Raw genomic sequence first — 18,702 nt, 5'->3', positions numbered from 1 at the left:
CCCGGGTCCTAGGACCGCTCGCATCCCCGGCCCGGGCGCAGGAGAGTGGAGGCATGGGCGCCCACCAGGTGCATGCCGAGCACAGTGTGGAGCCGGAGCTTGCGCACGCCGCGCAACTGCGGGAGCTGACCGCGGCCGGGGTGCTCTCCGATCCGGCCTGGCGGGCGGCCTTCGCCGCCGTGCCCCGGCACCTGTTCGTTCCGTACTTCTTCACCGGCCGCGGCGCCGGGCACGAGCGGCTGTGGTGCGAGGACCCCGACCCGGCCCAGCGGGCCCGCTGGCTGCGCGGGGTGTACGCGGACACCCCGCTGGCGACCCGGCTGCGGGACGGCCGGCTGGTCTCCTCCAGCAGCCAGCCCTCGCTGATGGCCAAGATGCTGGACGCCCTCCAGGTCCGGGACGGGGACCGGGTGCTGGAGATCGGCTCCGGCACCGGCTACAACGCCGCCCTGCTCTGCCACCGGCTCGGCGACGCACAGGTCACCACCGTGGACCTGGACGAGGAGATCACCGAGTCCGCGCGGCGGCATCTGGACCGGCTCGGCTACCACCCCGCCGTGATCACCGGCGACGGCGCGCGCGGGGCACCGGCCCGCGCGCCCTTCGACCGGATCATCGTGACCTGCACCCTGCCGCAGATCCCGCCCGCCTGGCTGGGCCAGTGCCGGCCGGGAGCGCGGATCCTGGCGCCGCTGTCCACCGGGCTGATCGCGCTGCGGGTCCGGGACGCCCACTTCGCCGAGGGCGGCTTCCTGCACACCTCGGCGTACTTCGTGCCGCTGCGCGGAGCCGAGGCCGCGCCGCCGGAGATCGTGGCCGGGTTGCCGTACGAACTGCTGGAGAACGAGCGCTTCCAGTTCATGCTGCTGCTTACGGCGGGGGTACTGCACCCGCGGGAGGCGCTGGACCTGTGGCGCACGGAGGGGCGGCCCGCCCGGGAGCGGTTCGGGGTGACGGTCAGCGGCGCCGGCCAGTGGTCCTGGCTCGACGATCCCCAGGGGCCGTACGTGTGGCCCCTGGGGGACGGCTGAGCGGGCGGGCGCCGGTCAGCCGCGGCGGACGGTGATGGTGGTCCAGGCGCCGACGTGGACCCGGTCGCCGTCGGTCAGCGGGACCGGCACATACGGCTGGATGGGCTCCTCGCCGCCGTTGATGGTGGTGCCGTTGGTGGAGTTCTGGTCCACCACCGCCCAGCTGCCGTCGGGCTGCTGGACCAGGACGGCGTGCTGGTGCGAGACGCCCGGGTCCTCCGGCGGCACCGACAGGTCGATGTCCGGGGATTCACCGGTGGAGGCGCGGCGGCGGCCGATGGTGATCTGACCGCCGGACAGCGGAAGGTGCTGCTCCGGCGAGTAGGCGGGCAGGTTGAGGCCGGCCGCCTCGGGGCCGCTGCGCTGCATCATCGCCATGAAGTACGAGCGGTCCGGGCCGATGGTGGCGGTCCAGGAGCCGCCCTGGGGGGCGTGGCCGGCCTGGCCGGGGAACCCCGGCTGCCCGTGGTGCTGCTGCTCCTGCCGCACCGGCGGCTGCTGCTGGTAGTGCTGCTGTGCGGGCGGGGCCGGCGGGGCCTGCTGGGCCTGCTGGGAGGGCGGCGGGAGCAGCCAGTCGTCCCCGCCGGCCAGCGGCTCGGCCGGCCTGTTGACCTGGGAGGGCCGGGAGCCCTGGTAGCCGTACGGGTCCTGGCCGTACGTCGCGGCGGCCGGGCCCGGTGCCTGTGCCGGTGCCGGTGCCGGGGGAGCGTACGAAGTGGGGCTGTCGGTCAGGAAGTTGTACGCGCACTCCTCGCAGAACTGGGCCATGGACTCGCGCGGGGTCCGACACAGCGGGCAGAGTTCGGCCTGGGCGGTCGAGTCCGCGCCGACCGGCGGGTAGCCGTATCCGTAGGAGGGCGCCGCGGGCGCGCCCGCGGGGGCGGCCATGCGGTGGCCGCAGACCTCGCACCAGTCGTCGGAGACCGATTGGTGCCCGTTCGGGCAGGTCGGCATGGCCCCGTCCCCCTTCTCCCCGCCCCACACGGCAGGTCCTTGTCAGGTCTTCTTCACTCGTACGGTCTGGGTGGAACGCGTTTCGAGGGTCATCTCATCCGCATCCGCGACCTTTGCCTTCAGCCGCACAGTACCGGCAGCGGCGTCCACGACGTCGACCACCTTCGCCAGCAGTTTGGCAGTGTCTTCGTTCCCGGATGCACTTGCCAGTTGTACGGCACGACCCAGCTTGGCCGTGGCACCACCGATATCACCCAGTTTGCGGGCTTCCAGCCCCTGCTGGATGACCTGCGCCAGCTCGGCCTGACCGGTGTAGTGGGCCACCTGCGGGTTGAGCGCGGTGGACGCGGCCAGATCGTCCGTCCAGACGGCCCGGACCAGTCCCTGAGCCAGTACGGAGGGCGCCTGGCCGGACGGATCGGGCAGCACCAGCGAGACCCGCGCGGCCAGCATCTCCTGGCCGACGGCGGCCTGCGGGACCCGGACGCACACGTGGTACTCGCGGAACTCGTCGCCCCAGGAGCCGGTCGGATAATCGCCCGCCCGCGGGCCGGCCTCGGTGCGCCGGTCCGTCAGGTCGAGGACGGTGGGGGCGACCTGTTTGACGTACTGGATCTCCGCGCCGGCCGGGGTCCACAGGCGCAGGGCGACGTCCGCCACCTCCTTGCCCATGGCCTTCTCCATCATCAGGCGGAAGTCCTCGGCGAGGTGGGCAGGGTCGGCGACGATGTCGGCGGTGCCCAGCAGTGCGCCGGCGATCCCGGTCACCTCCTTCACCTCCCAGTCGGTGCCGACCCCGCGGGCATCGCAGGTGAACCGGCCGGCACAGGCCTCCAGGGTGGCGCGCAGCCGCTCCGGTTCCTCGTGCTCGTTGCGGCCGTCGGTGAGCAGGATGCCGTGCCGGATCGTGGCGGCACTGCTCCGGAACAGTCCGTCGGCGAGCCTCAGCCAGGTGCCGATGGCGGTGCCGCCGCCGGGCTCCAGGTGCCGCAGGGCCTCCTTGGCCTGGGCGCGGGTGACCGGGTCGGCGACCGCGAGGCGGCCCTGGCCGGGGTAGACCTCCTTGGCCACGTGGGTGCCGGCGACGACCGCGAAGGCGGTGCCGTCGCGGAGGGCGTCCACGGCCACGGCGGTGGCCTGCCGGGCGCCCTCCATTTTGGCCGGCGGGTACTGCATGGACCCCGAGCAGTCGACCATGATCACCACGGCGGCGGAGCCGGGCAGCGCCACCTGGGTGGCGGTGGCCCCGCCGGTGGCGGTGACGGTCACGATGGCGTGCACGTCCCGCCCGCCCGCGGGCAGGAACTCGTTCTGGTACACCTCGGCGGTGAAACGAGGGGCGCTCGGCTTGGCGAAGTTCGCCACAAACGTTCTCCTTGCGGATCAGGCCTGCGGGGTGATGGCGGACGGGGGCTCGGGCTCGGTGAACTGCTCGGCCGGCGGCACCGCGAACGGGACCACCGCCACGGTCACGTTGTCGTGACCGCCGCCGTCGAGGGCATGCCCGACCAGCACCTGCGCGCTGTGCAGCGGACGCGAGGAGGCGTCCACGGGCACCACGGCGGCCATCTCGGCGGCCGATTCGGCGTAGTTCCACAGCCCGTCGGTGCACACGATCACCACGCCCGGGTGGTCCGGCCGGAAGGTCTTGGTGTGCGGTTCCAGTTCGTACGCGTCGGCGCCGAGCCAGCCGGTGATGGCGTGGGCGCGTACGTCGGCATAGGCCTCGGCCTCGCCCATCAGGCCGGCGGCGACCATCTGGGCGGCCCAGGAGTCGTCCTCGGTCAGCCGGTGGGCGAGCGCGGCGCGGTCGTCGGGCACCCAGTAGGCCCGGCTGTCGCCCACCCAGCCGACGGTCAGCAGGCCACCGCTGACCACGGAGCCGACCAGGGTGCAGGCGGGCGCGTTCTGGGCGCCGGGCACCTCCGGGGCCAGCGCGTTGACGGCGTTCGCCGCGGCCAGGATGGCCGAGTGCATGGCCTCCTGGGGGTGGGCGCCGCGCGGGAGGGCGTCCAGCAGGGCCTCGTTGGCGGCGGCTGCCGCGGCGGCGGAGGCGTCGTCGGGGCGGCTGGCGGAGGAGACCCCGTCGCAGACGATCGCGATGGTGGCGGCGGATCCGTCGGGCAGTGCGGTCGCGGAGACCGCGAAGGAGTCCTCGTTGCGGTGGTGCCGCAGGCCGCGGTCGCTGACGGCGGCGACGCTGCCGAGCTCCTCCTCGACGTGGTCCCGCTCGCGGGGCTGGGCGTGCCCGCAGTTCTCGCAGTAGCCGTCGGTGTCGACCCGGCCGGCCCGGCAGGCCACGCAGGTCTTGCCGCCGGCGGGGGCGGGCGCGGGCGCGGATGCCGGGGCGGGGGCAGGTGCCTGCGCCGGGGCGGGTGCGGGGGCCGGGGCGGGCGCCGCGGGGGCCTCGGGTGCGTCGGGGTGCCCGGCGTACGGGTCCTGGGGTTCCTGCGGGCCGGGGACGGCTCCGCCGCCGTACGGTCCGGGTCCGCCCGGGGTGCTGTGCTGCGCGGCGGCACCGTACGGGTCCCCGGCCGGTCCGTCGTAGCGGGTGGGGCGGTGCTCGGCCCAGCCGGCCGGGTCGCCGACCAGGGTCGGCGCGGCACCGGCCACGCTGCCCCAACCGGGCGCGGGCGGGCCGGGGTCGGGCACCGGAGCCTGTGCCTGTGCCTGCGACTGTGCTTGTGGCTGTGCGGCCTCGGCCGTCCCGTAGGCGCCCGCCGGACCGTACCCGGCGGACGTGGCTGCCGACGGACCGTAGCCCTCCGGCGCCGGGGCCGGAGCCGGCACCGCCGCGGGCGGCGCGGACACGGCCAGGGTGGGGCGGTCGACCTGCGGTGGTGGCGGCGAGGACAGGTCGTGTCCGCAGCGGCCACAGAAGAGGTCACCCTCCTCCAGCGGTTCCGCGCAGCTGGGGCAGCCCGACGGCTGTTGCATCCGCTCCATCACTCACACCCACGTCCGGGGACGGAAACGGTTTGCCCGTTCCACCAGTTCGATCCGCTCCTCGCCCCGCTGCGCCAGCCGGGCCAGGACGCGGTAGGAGCGTTCCAGGCCGAAGCGCAGCCCCCGCTCGTCGAGTTGACTGCCGAGCAGCGAGGTCCGGCCGGGGTCCGCACCCCGGCTACCCGACAGTACCCAGTCCAGGGCCGAGCCCAGAACCTCGGTCGTCAGCTGCTCGTGCCGTTCGGGGCTCAGGCCGAACCGCTGCAGCCCCTCGACCTGCCCGGCAGCGGCCGACAGGTCGGCCAACAGCGGGTCGGCCGGGGACCGTTCGCGCAGACGTGCCCGTACCGCCGCGATCCGTGCGGCGGTGTAGTGGATCGAGGACTCCGGTACGGATTCCAGCGTGCCCACCGCCCCGGCCCGGTCCCCGGCGGCCAGCTGCACCCGGGCCAGCCCGAACGCGGCGCTGACGAAGCCGGGGTCGGTGATCCAGACCAGCCGGTAGTACTCGGCGGCATTGTCCAGCTGGCCCAGGATCTCCGCGCAGAGCCCGAGCGCCAGCTTGGGGGCGGGCTCGCCCGGGAAGGCGTCGTAGACCGCGTCGAAGGACACCGCCGCGGCCTCGTTGTCGCCGGTGGCCAGCGAGGCGATGCCGCGCGCCCAGACCACCCGCCAGTCGTCCGGGTGCCGGGCCTCCAGCTCGGCCAGGGCCGGGCCGGCCGCGGCCGGTTCACCGAGCTCCAGCCGGGCCCGCAGCTCGCGGAGCCGCAGCTCGGCGGAGTCGGCGGGCGCGGAGCCGAGCGCGCCGAGCAGGTCGGCGGGGGCGGAGGCCAGCAGGCCGGCGAGGAACCCGGCGTTGGGGTCGGCGGAGTCCACCAGCGGTACGGGCAGCGCGAGTGCGGTGGTCCGCGGGTCCAGCGCGGTGAGCCAGGCGGGGCCGGCCTCGGCCGGGCGCGGCGCGGGCACCCGTGCGGGCCCGGCGGGCGTGGCCGGTGCGGGTGCCGTTGCCGGCGCAGTGGCCGGCACCGGCCCGCCCGCCACATGCGTGACAGTCGTCCCGATCCCGGCCACCGCCACCCCGCCGGCCGGCGTACCGGCGGCCAGGCCATGGCCTGCCGGCCCGGAGCCCGAGCCCGGCCCGGCAGCCCCGGGACCGTTGGCCGGGGTACCGGCCCACGGTCCCGCCTGCGGCGGAACCGCGCCGGCGGGTGTCGGCAGGCCGTGGCTTCCGGTGCCCGGCCACCCGCCCTGCGGCGCTGCTGCAGCACCGGCCGGGCCGGTCACGGCCGGGACCGACACCCCGCCGGCCGGCATACCGGCCGGCAGGGCGTGGCCCGGGGTGCGGGCTCGCCGGCCGCGGCTGGACAGGGGGCGGAGGCCCAGGTGGGACACCGTGCGGTTCGGGGCGTCCGCGAACAGCAGGGTGTCCGGGACCCGGAGCTCGGGGCCGAAGAGGGTGGACAGGTGCGGGCGCGGCCGGCCGCTCTGGAGGGCGACGACCTCGCGCAGCACGCCGGTCAGCTGGTCCGCCATCTCCTGCGCGGAGGCGAACCGCCGGTCCGGGTCCGGGTCGGTGGCCCGGACCAGCAGCCGGTAGAAGGACTCGTACCGCCGGAACACCTCGATGTGCTCCGGGTCCGGCAGGGAGTCCACGAACACGTTCGTGTAGCCCTGGAAGTCGAAGGTGAGGACCGCGAGCGTGCGGGCCACCGTGTACAGGTCGGAGGCCACCGACGGCCCGGCCTCCGCCACCTCCGGCGCCTGGTAGCCGACCGTGCCGTAGATGGCCGACTCCTCGTCGTCCATCCGCCGCACCGCGCCCATGTCGATCAGCTTCAGCTGATCGGCCTGCTGGATCGCGTTGTCCACCTTGAAGTCGCAGTACAGCAGGTTGCGGCTGTGCAGGTGCCCCAGCGCCTCCAGCGCCTCGATGCCGTACGCGCAGGCCTGTTCCACCGGCAGCGGATCCCGCCGCCCGTCCTCCCGCCGCCGCTCGTTCGCGATCTCCTTCAGCGATTTGCCGCCCACGTACTCCATGACTATGTACCCGTCCAGCGAACCGGTCCGCTGGTCCAGGTGCTCCACGAAGTTGTAGATCCGCACGATGTTGGAGTGCTCGATCTCCGCGAGGAACCGCCGCTCCGAGATCGCCGCCGCCATGGCGTCCTGGTCCCCGGTGTCCAGCAGGCCCTTCAGCACCACCCACCGGTCCGACACGGCCCGGTCGACCGCGAGATACACCCAGCCCAGGCCGCCGTGCGCCAGGCAGCCCGCCACCTCGTACTGGCCGTGCACGACGTCGCCGCCGCGCAGCTTCGGCACGAAGGAGTACGGGTGGCCGCACTTGGTGCAGAAGCCCTCCGTCCGGCCCGGCAGGTCGCCGCGCGAACGCCCCACCGGAGCCCCGCAGTCCGAGCGCGAGCAGAACCGCTTCCGCTCCGGGACCTCCGGGTTCTCCAGCACCGCCGTCGAGGGATCCGGACGCGGGACGTCCGGTACGGCCACCAGCCCGGCCCCCAGCCGGTTCCGCCCGGAGGCGGAGACCGCGGAGCCCGAGCTGCGCACCGACACCGACCGGGTGGACCCGGTCCCGGACAGCGCACGCGACAGCCGCCCCGACACCGACCGCCGCGAGGAGGCGGACCGCGAGGAACGGGAGGACCGCGAAGACGACCGCGAGGAGGAAGCCGAACCTGCCGAACCCGCCGGCCCCGAATCCGGCGCCGCACCCCTCGTCATCCCGGTCGGCGGCGACACCAGCTCCGAGGCCGCCGCCTCCGGCGCCAGCCCGCAGGTGTCGCAGTACAGCTCCCCGCCGCCCATGTCTTCGTACGCCCCGGGGCAGTCGGGGCGCCGGCACGGTGTCCCGGCCAGGCTCATGTCGTGTCCTTTCTCGGCATCAGGGCCTCGGCCGCCGCCTGCTGGTAGCGCAGTACGGCCTGCTCGGCCACCCGCAGGTCGCAGGGCGCGCTCCACAGCATCCGTCGTGCCGCGTCGTACCGTTCGGTCAGCAGCGGGTCCTCCGCCATCCCGTGCCGGGCCACCTTCGCCCGGTACGCATCCAGCCGGCCGCGCAGCTCCGCCCGTACCGCCAGCGGCGCTGTCACCGCCGTCAACGACTCGCGGGCCCGTCGCAGTTCGTCCTCGGCCCGTTCCTCCAGCGATTCCAGCAGCGGGGACAGCCGGTGCCACCGGGCGTTCCGGCGGTGCTCGGCGGCTGCCGCCAGCTGCTCCTGCAGGGCGGTGGGCGGGCCGCTGACCGCCGGGACCTCCGAGGCGGCGATCTTCGCCAGCACCTCGCCGCGTGCCGTCCGCGCCTCCGCCAGGGTCCGGTCCGCCCGGGAGAGCACGTCCCGCAGGGCGATCAGCCGCGCCTCCGCGTCCTGCCGTACGTCCAGGACGGCCTCGACCTCCCGCCGTACGTCCTCCAGCGCGAGGGCCGCCCGGTCGTACCGGGCGGTGTCCGGACGGCCCCCGCCCGGCGCCGAACTGCCCGGGGTGGGCGTCCAGAACGCCAGCGGGTCGGCGATCACCTCGGCGCGCAGCGCGGTCAGCTCGACGGTGATCTCCTCGAGGTCGTCGCCCGAGGGGTGCTCACCCGGCCGCACGCCCACCGAGTGGGCCAGCGAACGGGTCCGGTGCAGTTCCGCGGCGAGCAGGTCGATCCGGGCGGGCAGCGCCGACCACACCGCGTCGGCCGCCACCACCACGTCCAGCGAGCTCGCGTACAGCTCGTTCATCCGGGCCACCAGCTCCGCCAGCGACAGCCGCTCCGCGAGCCGGTCGCTGGCCACCGTGCCGCCCGCGATGAACACCCCCGGGCCGCGCAGTCGCTCGGTGAGCTCGGCGAGTTCCTCACGGCCCGGCCAGCGGCGCCGCTCCCGGATCTCCCGGGCAGCCGCCAGCGCCCCGCTGTAGGCGTCGAAATACGTCCACAGCCGGGTGATCGACGCGTCCGCCGCCGCCCAGCGCTCCTTGGTCAGGCCGGTCAGCTCGGCCCCCTCCAGGAGCCGCCGCCCGGCGTGGTCCTGGAGCGCCAGCAGCGAGGTCTCCACGGCCTCGTGCTCCGCGGCCAGCCGTGCCAGTGCACGGTCGACCTCGTCCCGGTCCATCACCGCCTCCGTTCCGGTCACCCGGTTCAGTCCCGGTACTTCGGTGCCGGCGGTGCTCCGATGCCCCGCAGATCATCCTTCAGGTGCCGCTCGTACGATGTCATCCAGGGACTGCTCCCGCCGCCCGCCCGGTAGTTCTCCAGCACTTTGTTGACGCGCCGCACCAGGTCGGAGGCGTCCTTGTTCATCGCCACCCCGTAGAACTCCTTGGTGAACGGGGTGCCCACCAGTTCCACCGACGGGTCCTGCGCGGCCTGCCCCGCCGCGAGCGCGTTGTCGGTGACGATCCCGTCGACCTCGCCGAGCTGCAGGCGCACCAGGCAGTCCAGCTGGTTGGGCACGCTCACCGGCACCGAGCCGTACGACTCGTTCTTCAGTGCCGCCTCCGCCGTGGACCCGGCGGCGGTGCAGATCCGCCGGCCCTTGAGGCTGGCGTCGTACCCGGTGATACCCGACTTCCGCGGGGCCAGCACCTGCTGCCCGGCCTCGAAGTACGCGGTGGAGAAGGCGACCTCCTCCAGCCGCTTGCAGTTGATGGTCATGGTGCGCACGACGATGTCGACGCGGCCCTCCTTGAGGGCCGGGATGCGCTGGCTGGTGGGAATGGCCCGGTAGATCACCGCGTCGGGGTCGCCGAGGAGGTCCTTGGCGATGGCCCGCACCAGGTCGATGTCGAAGCCGGTCAGCTGGCCGGTGGCCGGATCCCGGTACCCCCACCGGAAGCTGTTCTGGTCCACGCCGGCGACCAGCTTCCCGGCCGCCTTGATCCGCTGGATGGCCGCACCGTCCAGGCCGTTGGGGCGCAGGCTCGCCTCCGGGTCCCGGCAGGTGTCCGCGCCCGGCAGCGCCGGGGACACGACGGGCACCCGGGCCCCCTGCCCGGCGGGCGGGCCACCGGTGCCCGGGGCGCCGTGGGCCAGCGGCAGCAGCACGGCCACGGCCGTCACGGCGCAGGCCCCGGCCATCGCCGTCACCCCGCCCCAGCCGCGCAGCCGGTTCCGGCGCCGGGCCGGGGCCGCGCCCGTCCCGCCCTCGCTCCCGCCGCCTTCGGCGCTGCCGCTCCCGTACCGCCTCATGCGCATCCGCATCTCACCTGTACTCCGAAAGCCTGCGCCCGATACCGAGCAGCGCCGCCGCCGCACCCACGGCCGCCAGGGCCGCCGCGCCCGTCACCAGTCCGCCCAGCGCGGCCAGGCCGCCCCCGGCCGCCTCGGTGAACTCCCGCTGCTCATGGGCCACCGCCTGCTCCAGGACGGCGTCCACCGTGTCGAAGGAGGCCCCGCTGCTCGTCTTGTCCCAGGACACCCCGTTCTTGTCGAGGCCGCCGATGACCTGGGGCTGGGCGAGCTCGTAATCGCCCTTCAGATCGCTCTCGCGGGCCGCCGCATGCCGCTGCTGCCACTGCTTCACCCCGTCCGAGGCCTGCTCGACCGGGGTCCGGCCCTGCCCGTCGTCGGCCAGCCGCAGGGCGGCCGTCAGGCCCGCGTCCAGATCCTTCATGTTCCGCGCGTAGTCCACGTCGTACTTGTCGGACTTGCCGTCCTCGGCCAGTACGGCGCCCCGCGAGACCAGGGTCAGGTTCTCGTTGGCCCGCGCCTGCAGCGAGGCGATCCGGGCGTCGTTGAGCACCTTCAGCGACTCCTGGCCGTGCGCCCGGGCCTCGTCCAGCCCGGAGCGGGCCATGGTGTGCCCCAGCGCCAGCCACAGCAGCACCACCGTGGTGGCCGCCGTCGCGGCCAGCAGCCCGTGGTTGAACACCCGGTTGGTGTGCCGGTAGTTGCGCCGCTGTGCCCACACCAGGGCCGCGATCACCAGCACACCGGTGCCGAGCGAGGCCAGCGGCCAGGACCGGGCCGCGTCGTGGTCCGCGTACAGCCGGCGGGTCTCCGCCTCGTACAGCCGCTGGGCGGCGGGCAGCAGCAGGCTGCTCATCTGCTCGTTGGCGTACCGCAGATAGGCGCCGCCGAGCGGCAGGCCCTGCCGGTTGGTGGCCCGGGCCTGCTCGATCAGCCCGGTGTAGCGCGGCAGCTGCTCGCCCAGCAGGGCGATCTCCCGCCGGGACTCGGCGCTGGCGCCGGTGTGCGCGGCTGCCTTCACCAGCAGCCGGGAGGCGTTGGCGATGTCCTTCTCGTACCGCTCGCGGACCGCCCGCGGCTCCTGCCCGCCGGCCAGGAACCCGCCGGCCGAGGTGGTGTCGGCGTCGGCGAGGGAGCGGTAGATGCTGGCGGCGTCCGCGCTCAGCGGCTGGCTGCGGTGCACCACATCGTCCGCGGCGGCACTGCGGTCGGTGATCTGCCAGGCCGTCACTGCACCGAAGACCACCACCAGCAGGGCCAGTACGGCGCCGATGATCCGCAGCCGCCCGGGCTCGGTGGTCGCGGCGCCGCGGAGCTGCTCCACGCCCTCCGCCCATGCGGTGCGGCGCCGCGGCGGAGGAGCGGCGGGCACGGCTGTGCCGCCCTCCGGCGCGGGCGCGCTGGTGGTCGTGGCCACCTGACCTCCCCCTGGTCGTGGACTGCTGTCGTCGCAGCAGTATGGCCGTACGGACGGCCGCGCACAGCACCAGGTGGCGGATCTTGGATGATTCGCCCCTGCCATGGCTTGCTGTGGTCCTGTTGTCGTCTTCACCGTCAATACGTGCGCAGGACCGCCACGGTTCCCCTCCTGCCCCGGGAAGGAGGCCGGTTCACCCCACGCAGGCGGGGAAATGGGTGCGGAGTTTCGCCTGTGCGCCGGGCGGCGCACCGAGCGCGTCCAGCCCCAGCAGGGCCGCACCGAGCACCGGCGGGGACAGCACCACGGAGATCCGCGCGCGCGGGGCCCGTTCGGCCAGCCGCGCCGCGATCCGGTCGTTGAGCTGCGGATGCCGGGCGGCCACCACACTGCCGCCCAGCACCACCGGCACCTCCTCACCGAGCAGGTCCAGCCGGCCCAGGGCCACCGCCGCCATCGCCACGATCTCGTCGGCCTGCCGGTGCACCAGCGACTGCGCCACCGGATCCCCGGCGGCGGCCACCGCGAACAGCACCGGCACCAGTTCGTGGATCCGCCCGGCCGGCAGCCCGCCCAGGTGCAGGGCCTCGATCAGCTCCGCCATCGAAGACCGGCCGAAATGTGCGGGCAGCGCCGCCGCCAGCGCGGTCGGCTCCCCGCGGCCGTCCTCGGCCCGGGCGGCGTACCACAGCGCCTCCCTGGCCAGCCCGCCCCCGCCGCCCCAGTCCCCGGACAGGGGGCCCAGCGCGGCGAACCGGGCGGTCCGCCCGTCCGGCAGCAGACCCGCGCAGTTGACCCCGGCTCCGCAGACCACGGCCACCCCGCGGGGTGCCGCGCCCGGCGGGAGCCCGGCCCGCAGCACCGCGAAGGTGTCGTTGTGGACCGCGGTGGTCCCGCCCCAGCCGCGCCGCCGCAGCGCGTCCGCCAGCGCGGCCTCCTCCACCGGCAGGTCGGCATTGGCCAGGCAGGCCGAGACATGGTCCGCGTACGGGGGTCCGGACCGGCCGGCCGCGTCCACCGCCTCCGCGACCGCCTCGGCCAGCACGTCCACCGCCGCCTCCACCCCCACCACGGGCGGCTGGAAGCCCCCCGCCCGCCCGGTGCCCAGCACCGAGCCGTCGGCGCCGATCAGCGCCGCATCCGTCTTGCTGTTGCCCGCGTCCACCGCGAGCACGGCGGGCCGCTCCACCCCGCCGGTCAGGCCCATGCCAGGTGCTCCTTGTTGTGCGCGAGCAGCCGGTCCGTGAGGCCCTCGGCCCGGTCGTACTGGCCCACCAGCGGGTGCGCCAGCAGCGCCCGGAACACCCGGTCGCGCCCGCCGCGCAGGGCCGCGTCCAGCGCCAGGTCCTCGTACGCCGACACCTGCGCGACCAGTCCGGCGTACAGCGGGTCCAGGGCCGGACCGGCCAGCGGCACCGGACCGTCCCGCCCGACCCGCGCCTGCACCTCGATCACCGCGTCGTCCGCGAGGAACGGCAGGGTGCCCCGGTTGAGCGTGTTCACCACCTGCACCGGGGAGCCGCCGTCCCCGAGCAGGGCCGCCGCCAGGTCGACGGCCGCCTCCGAGTAGAAGGCCCCGCCCCGCTTGGCCAGCAGTTCCGGCTTCTCGTCCAGCGCCGGATCGCCGTACATCTCCAGCAGCTGCCGCTCCATCGCGGCGACCTCGGCGGCCCGCGAGGGCTTGGTTCCGAGCTCGCGGACCACCTCGTCGTGCGCGTAGAAGTACCGCAGGTAGTACGAGGGGACGACGCCGAGCCGGTCCAGCACGGCCCGCGGCAGGCGCAGGTCGGCGGCGATCGCCTCGCCGTGGGCGGCCAGCAGGCCCGGCAGCAGGTCCTCGCCCTCCGGGCCGCCCCGGCGCACCCCCCGCTCCCAGGTCAGGTGGTTCAGCCCGACGTGGTCCAGGTGCAGTTCGGCGGGGGACACCCCGAGCAGCCGGGCGAACTTCCGCTGGAGGCCGATGGCCACGTTGCACAGGCCGATCGCCTTGTGGCCGGCCTGCAGCAGGGCCCGGGTGACGATGCCGACCGGATTGGTGAAGTCGATGATCCAGGCGTCCGGGTTGGCCCGCCGGACCCGCTCGGCGATGTCCAGCACCACCGGCACCGTGCGCAGCGCCTTGGCCAGCCCGCCCGCGCCGGTGGTCTCCTGCCCCACGCAGCCGCACTCCAGCGGCCAGGTCTCGTCCTGCTGCCGGGCCGCCTGCCCGCCCACCCGCAGCTGGAGCAGCACGGCGTCGGCGTCCGCGACCCCGGCGTCCGGGTCGGAGGTGGTGGTGACGGTCCCCGGGTGCCCCTGCCGGGCGAAGATCCGCCGGGCCAGCCCGCCGACCAGTGCCAGCCGTTCGGCGTCCGGGTCGACGAGCACGAGCTCGGAGACGGGCAGGGTGTCGCGGAGCCGTGCGAAGCCGTCGATCAGCTCGGGGGTGTAGGTGGAACCGCCGCCCACCACTGCGAGTTTCATCGTGTCTAGCCTTTCACTCCGGTCAGGGTGACGCCTTCCACGAACGCCTTCTGGGCGAAGAAGAAGAGGACGATCACCGGGGCCATGACCAGCACGGTGGCGGCCATGGTGAGGTTCCAGTTGGTGTGGTGGGCGCCCTTGAAGGACTCCAGGCCGTAGCTGAGGGTCCAGGCGGCGGGGTTGTCTGAGGCGTAGATCTGTGGGCCGAAGTAGTCGTTCCAGAGGCAGAAGAACTGGAACAGCGCGACCGCCGCGATGGCCGGTTTCGCCATCGGCAGGACCACGCGCAGCAGGGCGCGGAGCTCGCCGCAGCCGTCGATCCGGGCCGCGTCCAGGTATTCCTCCGGGATGGTCAGCAGGAACTGCCGCAGCAGGAAGATGGAGAAGGCGTCCCCGAAGGCCAGCGGGATGATCAGCGGCCACAGGGTGCCCGACAGGTCCAGCTGCTTGGCCCAGAACAGGTACATCGGGATCACCACGACCTGCGGCGGCAGCATCATCATGGCGATCACCAGCAGCAGTGACAGCCGACGCCCGCGGAACCGGAACCGGGCGAGCGCGTATGCCACCGGGATGGAGGACACCACCGTCAGCAGGGTGCCCAGCCCGGCGTACAGCAGGGTGTTGCGCCACCAGGTCAGGAAGCCCGGGGTGTCCCACACCTTCGTGTAGTTCTCCCACTCCCAGGTGCGCGGCACCAGGTCCCGGGTGAGGGCCTGCTGATCGGTCATCAGAGAGGTCAGCAGGACGAAGACGAAGGGCAGGACGAAGAACAGGGCGGCGGCCACCCCCAGGGAGTGCACGGCGATCCAGTGCAGCACCGCCCTGCGGCGCGCGGCGCGCACCGTGCGGGCGGAATCCGCGGTGCCGGCGGGGACCGTCCCGGCGCTGTTCTTCCTGGGCTTCCGCTCCACTACCTGGGCCATGTCAGTCACCTGTTCCGATCAGTCCGCCGCGCCGGCGCATCAGCAGCGCGGTGAAGGCCATGCACAGCGCGAACAGCACCAGGGCCAGCACGCACGCGGTGCCGTAGTCGAAGCGCTGGAAGCCGACGTTGTAGACGATCTGCGGCAGGGTGAGGGTGGACTTGTCGGGGTAGCCCGGCTCGAACTGCTGGCCCGAACCGCCGATCACGCCGGCCGCCACCTTTCCCGCCACCAGCGGCTGGGTGTAGTACTGCATCGCCTGGATCACCCCGGTGACCACCGCGAACAGGATGATCGGCGAGATGTTCGGCAGGGTGATGTGCCGGAACCGCCGCCAGGCCCCGGCGCCGTCCAGTTCGGCCGCCTCGTACTGCTCCTTCGGTACGTCGAGCAGCGCGGCCATGAAGATCACCATCAGGTCCCCGATGCCCCACACGGCGAGCATGGTCAGTGCGGGCTTGGACCAGTCGGCGTCGGTGAACCAGCCGGGCTGCGGCAGGCCCACCGCGTCCAGCAGGGTGTTGGCGGGCCCGGTGCCCGGGTTGAGGAGGAAGACGAAGGCCAGGGTCGCGGCGACCGGGGGCGCCAGGTAGGGCAGGTAGAACAGGGTCCGGAACAGCCCCGCGCCCGTTTTGACCTTCGTGACGAGCAGGCCGATGCCGAGGCCGAAGACGACCCGGCAGGCCACCATCACCACGACCAGCCACAGGGTGTTCCGCATCGCCGGCCAGAACAGCGGGTACTGGGTGAAGACGTAGGTCCAGTTGTCCAGGCCGTTGAAGACCGGCGGGCGGAAGCCGTCGTACTTCGTGAAGGAGAAGTACACGGTGGACGCGAGCGGGTAGGCGAAGAAGACGCCGAACCCGATCAGCCAGGGCGACATGAAGGCCGCCGTGCGCAGTGCGGTCCTCCTGCGCTTCCTGCGGAGGGCCGGGGTGGTGGCGGTGGTGGCCATCGGGCGCCTACTTCGCCTTCGCGATGTCCGTGTCGATCTGCGCGTCGGTCTTGGCCAGGGCCGCCGGCAGGTCGCCGACCGCGCCCTTCTCGTGCTGGTAGGCCAGGTCGGTGAAGGTCAGCTGGTACGTGCCGCCGTCGGCCTGCGGCGGGGTGGTGGAGGACTTCGGGTGCCTGGCGATGTCGAGGAAGGTCTTGAAGTTGTCGTCGACCTGGAGCTTCGGGGAGGCCAGCGCCTCGAGGGTGGAGGGCACGTTGTGGATGCCGTTGGCGAAGGCCACCACCGCCTCGGTGTCGGTGGTCATGTACTTCACCAGCTCCCAGGCGGCGTTCTGCTTCTTGCTGCCCGAGGCGATGCCCATGATCGTGCCGGAGACATAGCCCTTGCCGTAGTCGGCGGCCTGGTCGTCGGGGACGGGCAGCGGCGCGGTGCCGATCTCGAACGTCACGCCCGCGTCCTTGGCCATGTTCGGCCGCCACTCGCCGTCGATCTGCATCGCGACCTGGCCCTTGTGGAAGGGGTGCTCGGCGCCCCACTCGTCACCGAAGGAGGCCCGGAACCGCTCCAGCTTCTCGTACCCGCCGAGCTTCGCCACCAGGTCCTTCTGCGCGGCCAGCATCTTCGCGAACGCCGGGTCCGCGGCCAGGTTCGACTTGCCGTCCGGGGTGAAGTAGGTCGGGCTCCACTGGGCCGCCAGCCGCATCGGGGTGGTCTCGTAGCCGTGGAAGGTCGGCATCAGGCCGAGCTGCTCGTAGGAGTCGCCCTTGGTCTTGGTGAGCTTCTGCGCGACCTCGGCGAACTCGCTCCAGGTCTTCGGCGGGGCGGTGATGCCGGCCGCCTTGAAGGCGTCCTTGTTGTAGACCAGGCCGTAGGCGTCGTTGAGCAGCGGCAGGGTGCACTGGTTGCCCTTGAACTGGGTGTAGTTCAGCAGGGACTGCGGGAACACCTTCGCCTTGTCGATCTTCGACTTGGCCAGGAACGGGTTGAGGTCGACGAAAGCGCCGGAGTTGCAGAATTTGCCGACGCTGTCGGTGGTGAACGAGGAGACCACGTCCGGGGCCTTGCCGCCGCCCGCCCGCAGCGCCTGGTTGATCTTGTCGTCGGTCATGTTGCCGGTGACCTTGACCTTGATGTTCGGGTGCGCCGCCGTGAACCGCGCGATGTTCGCCTCGATGGCCTTGACCTCGCCGGGTGCCGACCAGCCGTGCCAGAAGTTGAGGGTGACCTCGTCGGCCGGGTTGTCGGAAGCCGTGGTCCCGGTCGAACCGGTACACGCGGTGGCCAGCACGGATATCGCGGCGGCCAGGGTGGTGGCGGAGCTCAGGCGGGAGATTCTGGGCATGGCGGTGTCACTCTCTGCGCGGGGATCTTCCTGAGGGGTGCAGGGGAAACGCGGTGGAGCGGTGGAGCCGTGGAGCCGTTGAGCCGTGGAGCGGTGGTGGTACGGCGGCGGAGCGGTCAGCGGCGGGAGGTGTCGAAGACCTCGTCGCGGGTGGCGGCCAGGGCGCTCTCCAACGCCCCGCGCAGCACCGGCCGTTCCCGTACCTCCCCGACCACCAGCCGGGGCCGGGAGGGGGCGAGGTCGGCCAGTTCGGAGGTCAGCAGCTCGTGCAGCGGTTCCCCGCCGGCGCCGATCACCGCGCCGGACAGCACCACGATCTCCGGGTCGAGTACGGCGACCAGCGAGGCGAGGCCGGTGGCCAGCGCGGTGGCGTAGGACCGCAGGAGCTCCAGCCGGGCGCCCTCCGGCCGGGCGGCGGCCTCGCTCAGCAGGGCCACGGCGGTCGCCACCTGCGGCCCGTACGCCGTGGTCCCCCCGACCGGCTCGGCCGGCGCCGGCTCCGGCGGCTCGATGCCGAGCCGGGCCGCGAGCGCCGGGACCACCTGGACGCCGGCCAGCTCCTGGTAGCCGCCGGAGTTGACCCGGGTGACCTGCCGGACCAGCGGATGGCCGGTGACGGGCAGGAAGCCGACCTCGCCGGCGCCGCCGGTCCAGCCGCGGTGCAGCCGGCCGCCGAGGACCAGGGCCGCGCCCAGGCCCTCCTCGTTCCACAGCAGGACGAAGTCCTGGTGGCCGCGGGCGGCACCGAGGCGCTGCTCGGCGACCGCGGCGAGGTTGACGTCGTTCTCGTACTCCACGGGCATGGGCAGGGCGGCGGCCAGCTCGTCCAGCAGGGTGGGGGAGTGCCAGCCGGGGAGGTGGCTGGCGTAGCGGAGGGCGCCGGTGTGCGGATCGAAGGCGCCGGGGGTGGCGATGACCAGGCGGTGGATTGCGGAGGCCGGCAGTCCGGCGTCCCGTACGGCTCCGTCGAGGGCCTCGGTGACCTGGTCGACGACCCGGCCGGGACGGCCCCGGGTGGGGAGCTCGAAGGTGCCGGCGACCTCCCCGGTGAGGTCGGCGACGGCGGCGAGGATCCGGTCGGGGGTGACGTCCAGCCCGGCGACGTGCGCCGCCGCGGCGTTCAGCGCGTACAGCTGGGCATTGGGGCCGGGACGGCCGCTCGCCGTGCCGGTGGCGACCACCAGCCCGGCCGCCTCCAGCCGGGCCAGCAGCTGGGAGGCGGTGGGCTTGGAGAGGCCGGTCAGCCGGCCGATCCTCGTCCGGGAGAGCGGGCCGTGGGCCAGCAGGAGTTCCAGCGCGGCCCGGTCGTTCATGGCGCGCAGCAGGCTGGGGGTTCCGGGGGTCACGCTCGCCAAGGGACCGGGCTTTCTCTCGTACCGGGTGAACTGTTAGGGAAGTTTCCTGTCAGTGTCCGGGCCGTGTCAATGCCGCTGCCCCACAGACCTGAAGGTCTGCGGGGCAGCGGCGGTGGTGGTGCTCC

At 73.7% G+C, this 18,702-nt stretch carries 14 protein-coding genes; 1 reads left to right on the top strand and 13 read right to left on the bottom strand.

The features are described 5' to 3' along the window. Positions 1-53: 53 nt before the first annotated feature. Entirely contained in the window at positions 54-1,031 is a 978-nt protein-coding gene (locus ABT123_RS33085; RefSeq protein ID WP_351321501.1) for a methyltransferase domain-containing protein, read from the top strand. A 15-nt stretch (positions 1,032-1,046) separates the two neighbouring features. Here ABT123_RS33085 and ABT123_RS33080 read toward each other — a convergent pair whose 3' ends face one another. The 13 genes from ABT123_RS33080 to ABT123_RS33020 all read right to left on the bottom strand — a co-directional run bounded on the left by ABT123_RS33080 (position 1,047) and on the right by ABT123_RS33020 (position 18,535). Beyond that, positions 1,047-1,985, bottom strand: coding sequence for an FHA domain-containing protein (locus tag ABT123_RS33080; protein ID WP_351321499.1), 939 nt, complete (start codon positions 1,983-1,985; stop codon positions 1,047-1,049). Positions 1,986-2,027: 42 nt separating this feature from the next. Further along, positions 2,028-3,350 carry a vWA domain-containing protein gene (locus tag ABT123_RS33075; protein WP_351321497.1) on the bottom strand — a complete coding sequence of 441 codons (1,323 nt, stop codon included), beginning with the start codon at positions 3,348-3,350 and terminating at the stop codon, positions 2,028-2,030. 18 nt (positions 3,351-3,368) lie between these two features. Beyond that, positions 3,369-4,931 (bottom strand): PP2C family protein-serine/threonine phosphatase, encoded by a 1,563-nt coding sequence (locus ABT123_RS33070; protein ID WP_351321495.1) that lies wholly within the window; start codon positions 4,929-4,931, stop codon positions 3,369-3,371. 3 nt (positions 4,932-4,934) lie between these two features. Continuing rightward, positions 4,935-7,811 carry a serine/threonine-protein kinase gene (locus ABT123_RS33065; RefSeq protein WP_351321493.1) on the bottom strand — a complete coding sequence of 959 codons (2,877 nt, stop codon included), beginning with the start codon at positions 7,809-7,811 and terminating at the stop codon, positions 4,935-4,937. Then, positions 7,808-9,043, bottom strand: a complete 1,236-nt coding sequence (locus tag ABT123_RS33060; RefSeq protein WP_351321537.1) for a coiled-coil domain-containing protein — start codon at positions 9,041-9,043, stop codon at positions 7,808-7,810. The genes ABT123_RS33065 and ABT123_RS33060 overlap by 4 nt, the downstream gene beginning before the upstream one ends. Before the next feature lie 26 nt (positions 9,044-9,069). Then, the gene (locus tag ABT123_RS33055; RefSeq protein ID WP_351321536.1) at positions 9,070-10,008 is read right to left on the bottom strand and encodes a glutamate ABC transporter substrate-binding protein; all 939 of its coding nucleotides are present in this window, start codon (positions 10,006-10,008) and stop codon (positions 9,070-9,072) included. Between the two features lie 124 nt (positions 10,009-10,132). After that, entirely contained in the window at positions 10,133-11,536 is a 1,404-nt protein-coding gene (locus ABT123_RS33050; RefSeq protein WP_502971129.1) for a GlnX family signal transduction membrane protein, read from the bottom strand. A gap of 193 nt (positions 11,537-11,729) precedes the next feature. Next, positions 11,730-12,743 carry an N-acetylglucosamine kinase gene (locus tag ABT123_RS33045; RefSeq protein WP_351321491.1) on the bottom strand — a complete coding sequence of 338 codons (1,014 nt, stop codon included), beginning with the start codon at positions 12,741-12,743 and terminating at the stop codon, positions 11,730-11,732. Continuing rightward, the gene (locus ABT123_RS33040; protein WP_351321489.1) at positions 12,734-13,999 is read right to left on the bottom strand and encodes a 6-phospho-beta-glucosidase; all 1,266 of its coding nucleotides are present in this window, start codon (positions 13,997-13,999) and stop codon (positions 12,734-12,736) included. The genes ABT123_RS33045 and ABT123_RS33040 overlap by 10 nt, the downstream gene beginning before the upstream one ends. A gap of 5 nt (positions 14,000-14,004) precedes the next feature. Continuing rightward, the gene (locus ABT123_RS33035) at positions 14,005-14,925 is read right to left on the bottom strand and encodes a carbohydrate ABC transporter permease (RefSeq protein ID WP_351321486.1); all 921 of its coding nucleotides are present in this window, start codon (positions 14,923-14,925) and stop codon (positions 14,005-14,007) included. A 1-nt stretch (position 14,926) separates the two neighbouring features. Beyond that, positions 14,927-15,880 (bottom strand): carbohydrate ABC transporter permease, encoded by a 954-nt coding sequence (locus ABT123_RS33030; protein WP_351321484.1) that lies wholly within the window; start codon positions 15,878-15,880, stop codon positions 14,927-14,929. 7 nt (positions 15,881-15,887) lie between these two features. Next, complete coding sequence (locus ABT123_RS33025; RefSeq protein ID WP_351321482.1) at positions 15,888-17,222, bottom strand: ABC transporter substrate-binding protein; 1,335 nt, start codon at positions 17,220-17,222, stop codon at positions 15,888-15,890. Positions 17,223-17,338: 116 nt separating this feature from the next. Continuing rightward, positions 17,339-18,535, bottom strand: coding sequence for an ROK family transcriptional regulator (locus ABT123_RS33020; protein ID WP_502971130.1), 1,197 nt, complete (start codon positions 18,533-18,535; stop codon positions 17,339-17,341). Positions 18,536-18,702 lie beyond the last annotated feature (167 nt).

This window comes from Streptomyces sp. NPDC002054, assembly GCF_040296685.1.
In the GTDB taxonomy this organism is placed as follows: Bacteria; Actinomycetota; Actinomycetes; order Streptomycetales; family Streptomycetaceae; genus Streptomyces.
The sequence above is the reverse complement of the archived record's forward strand: the minus strand, read 5'-3'. Positions and strand labels throughout refer to the sequence as shown.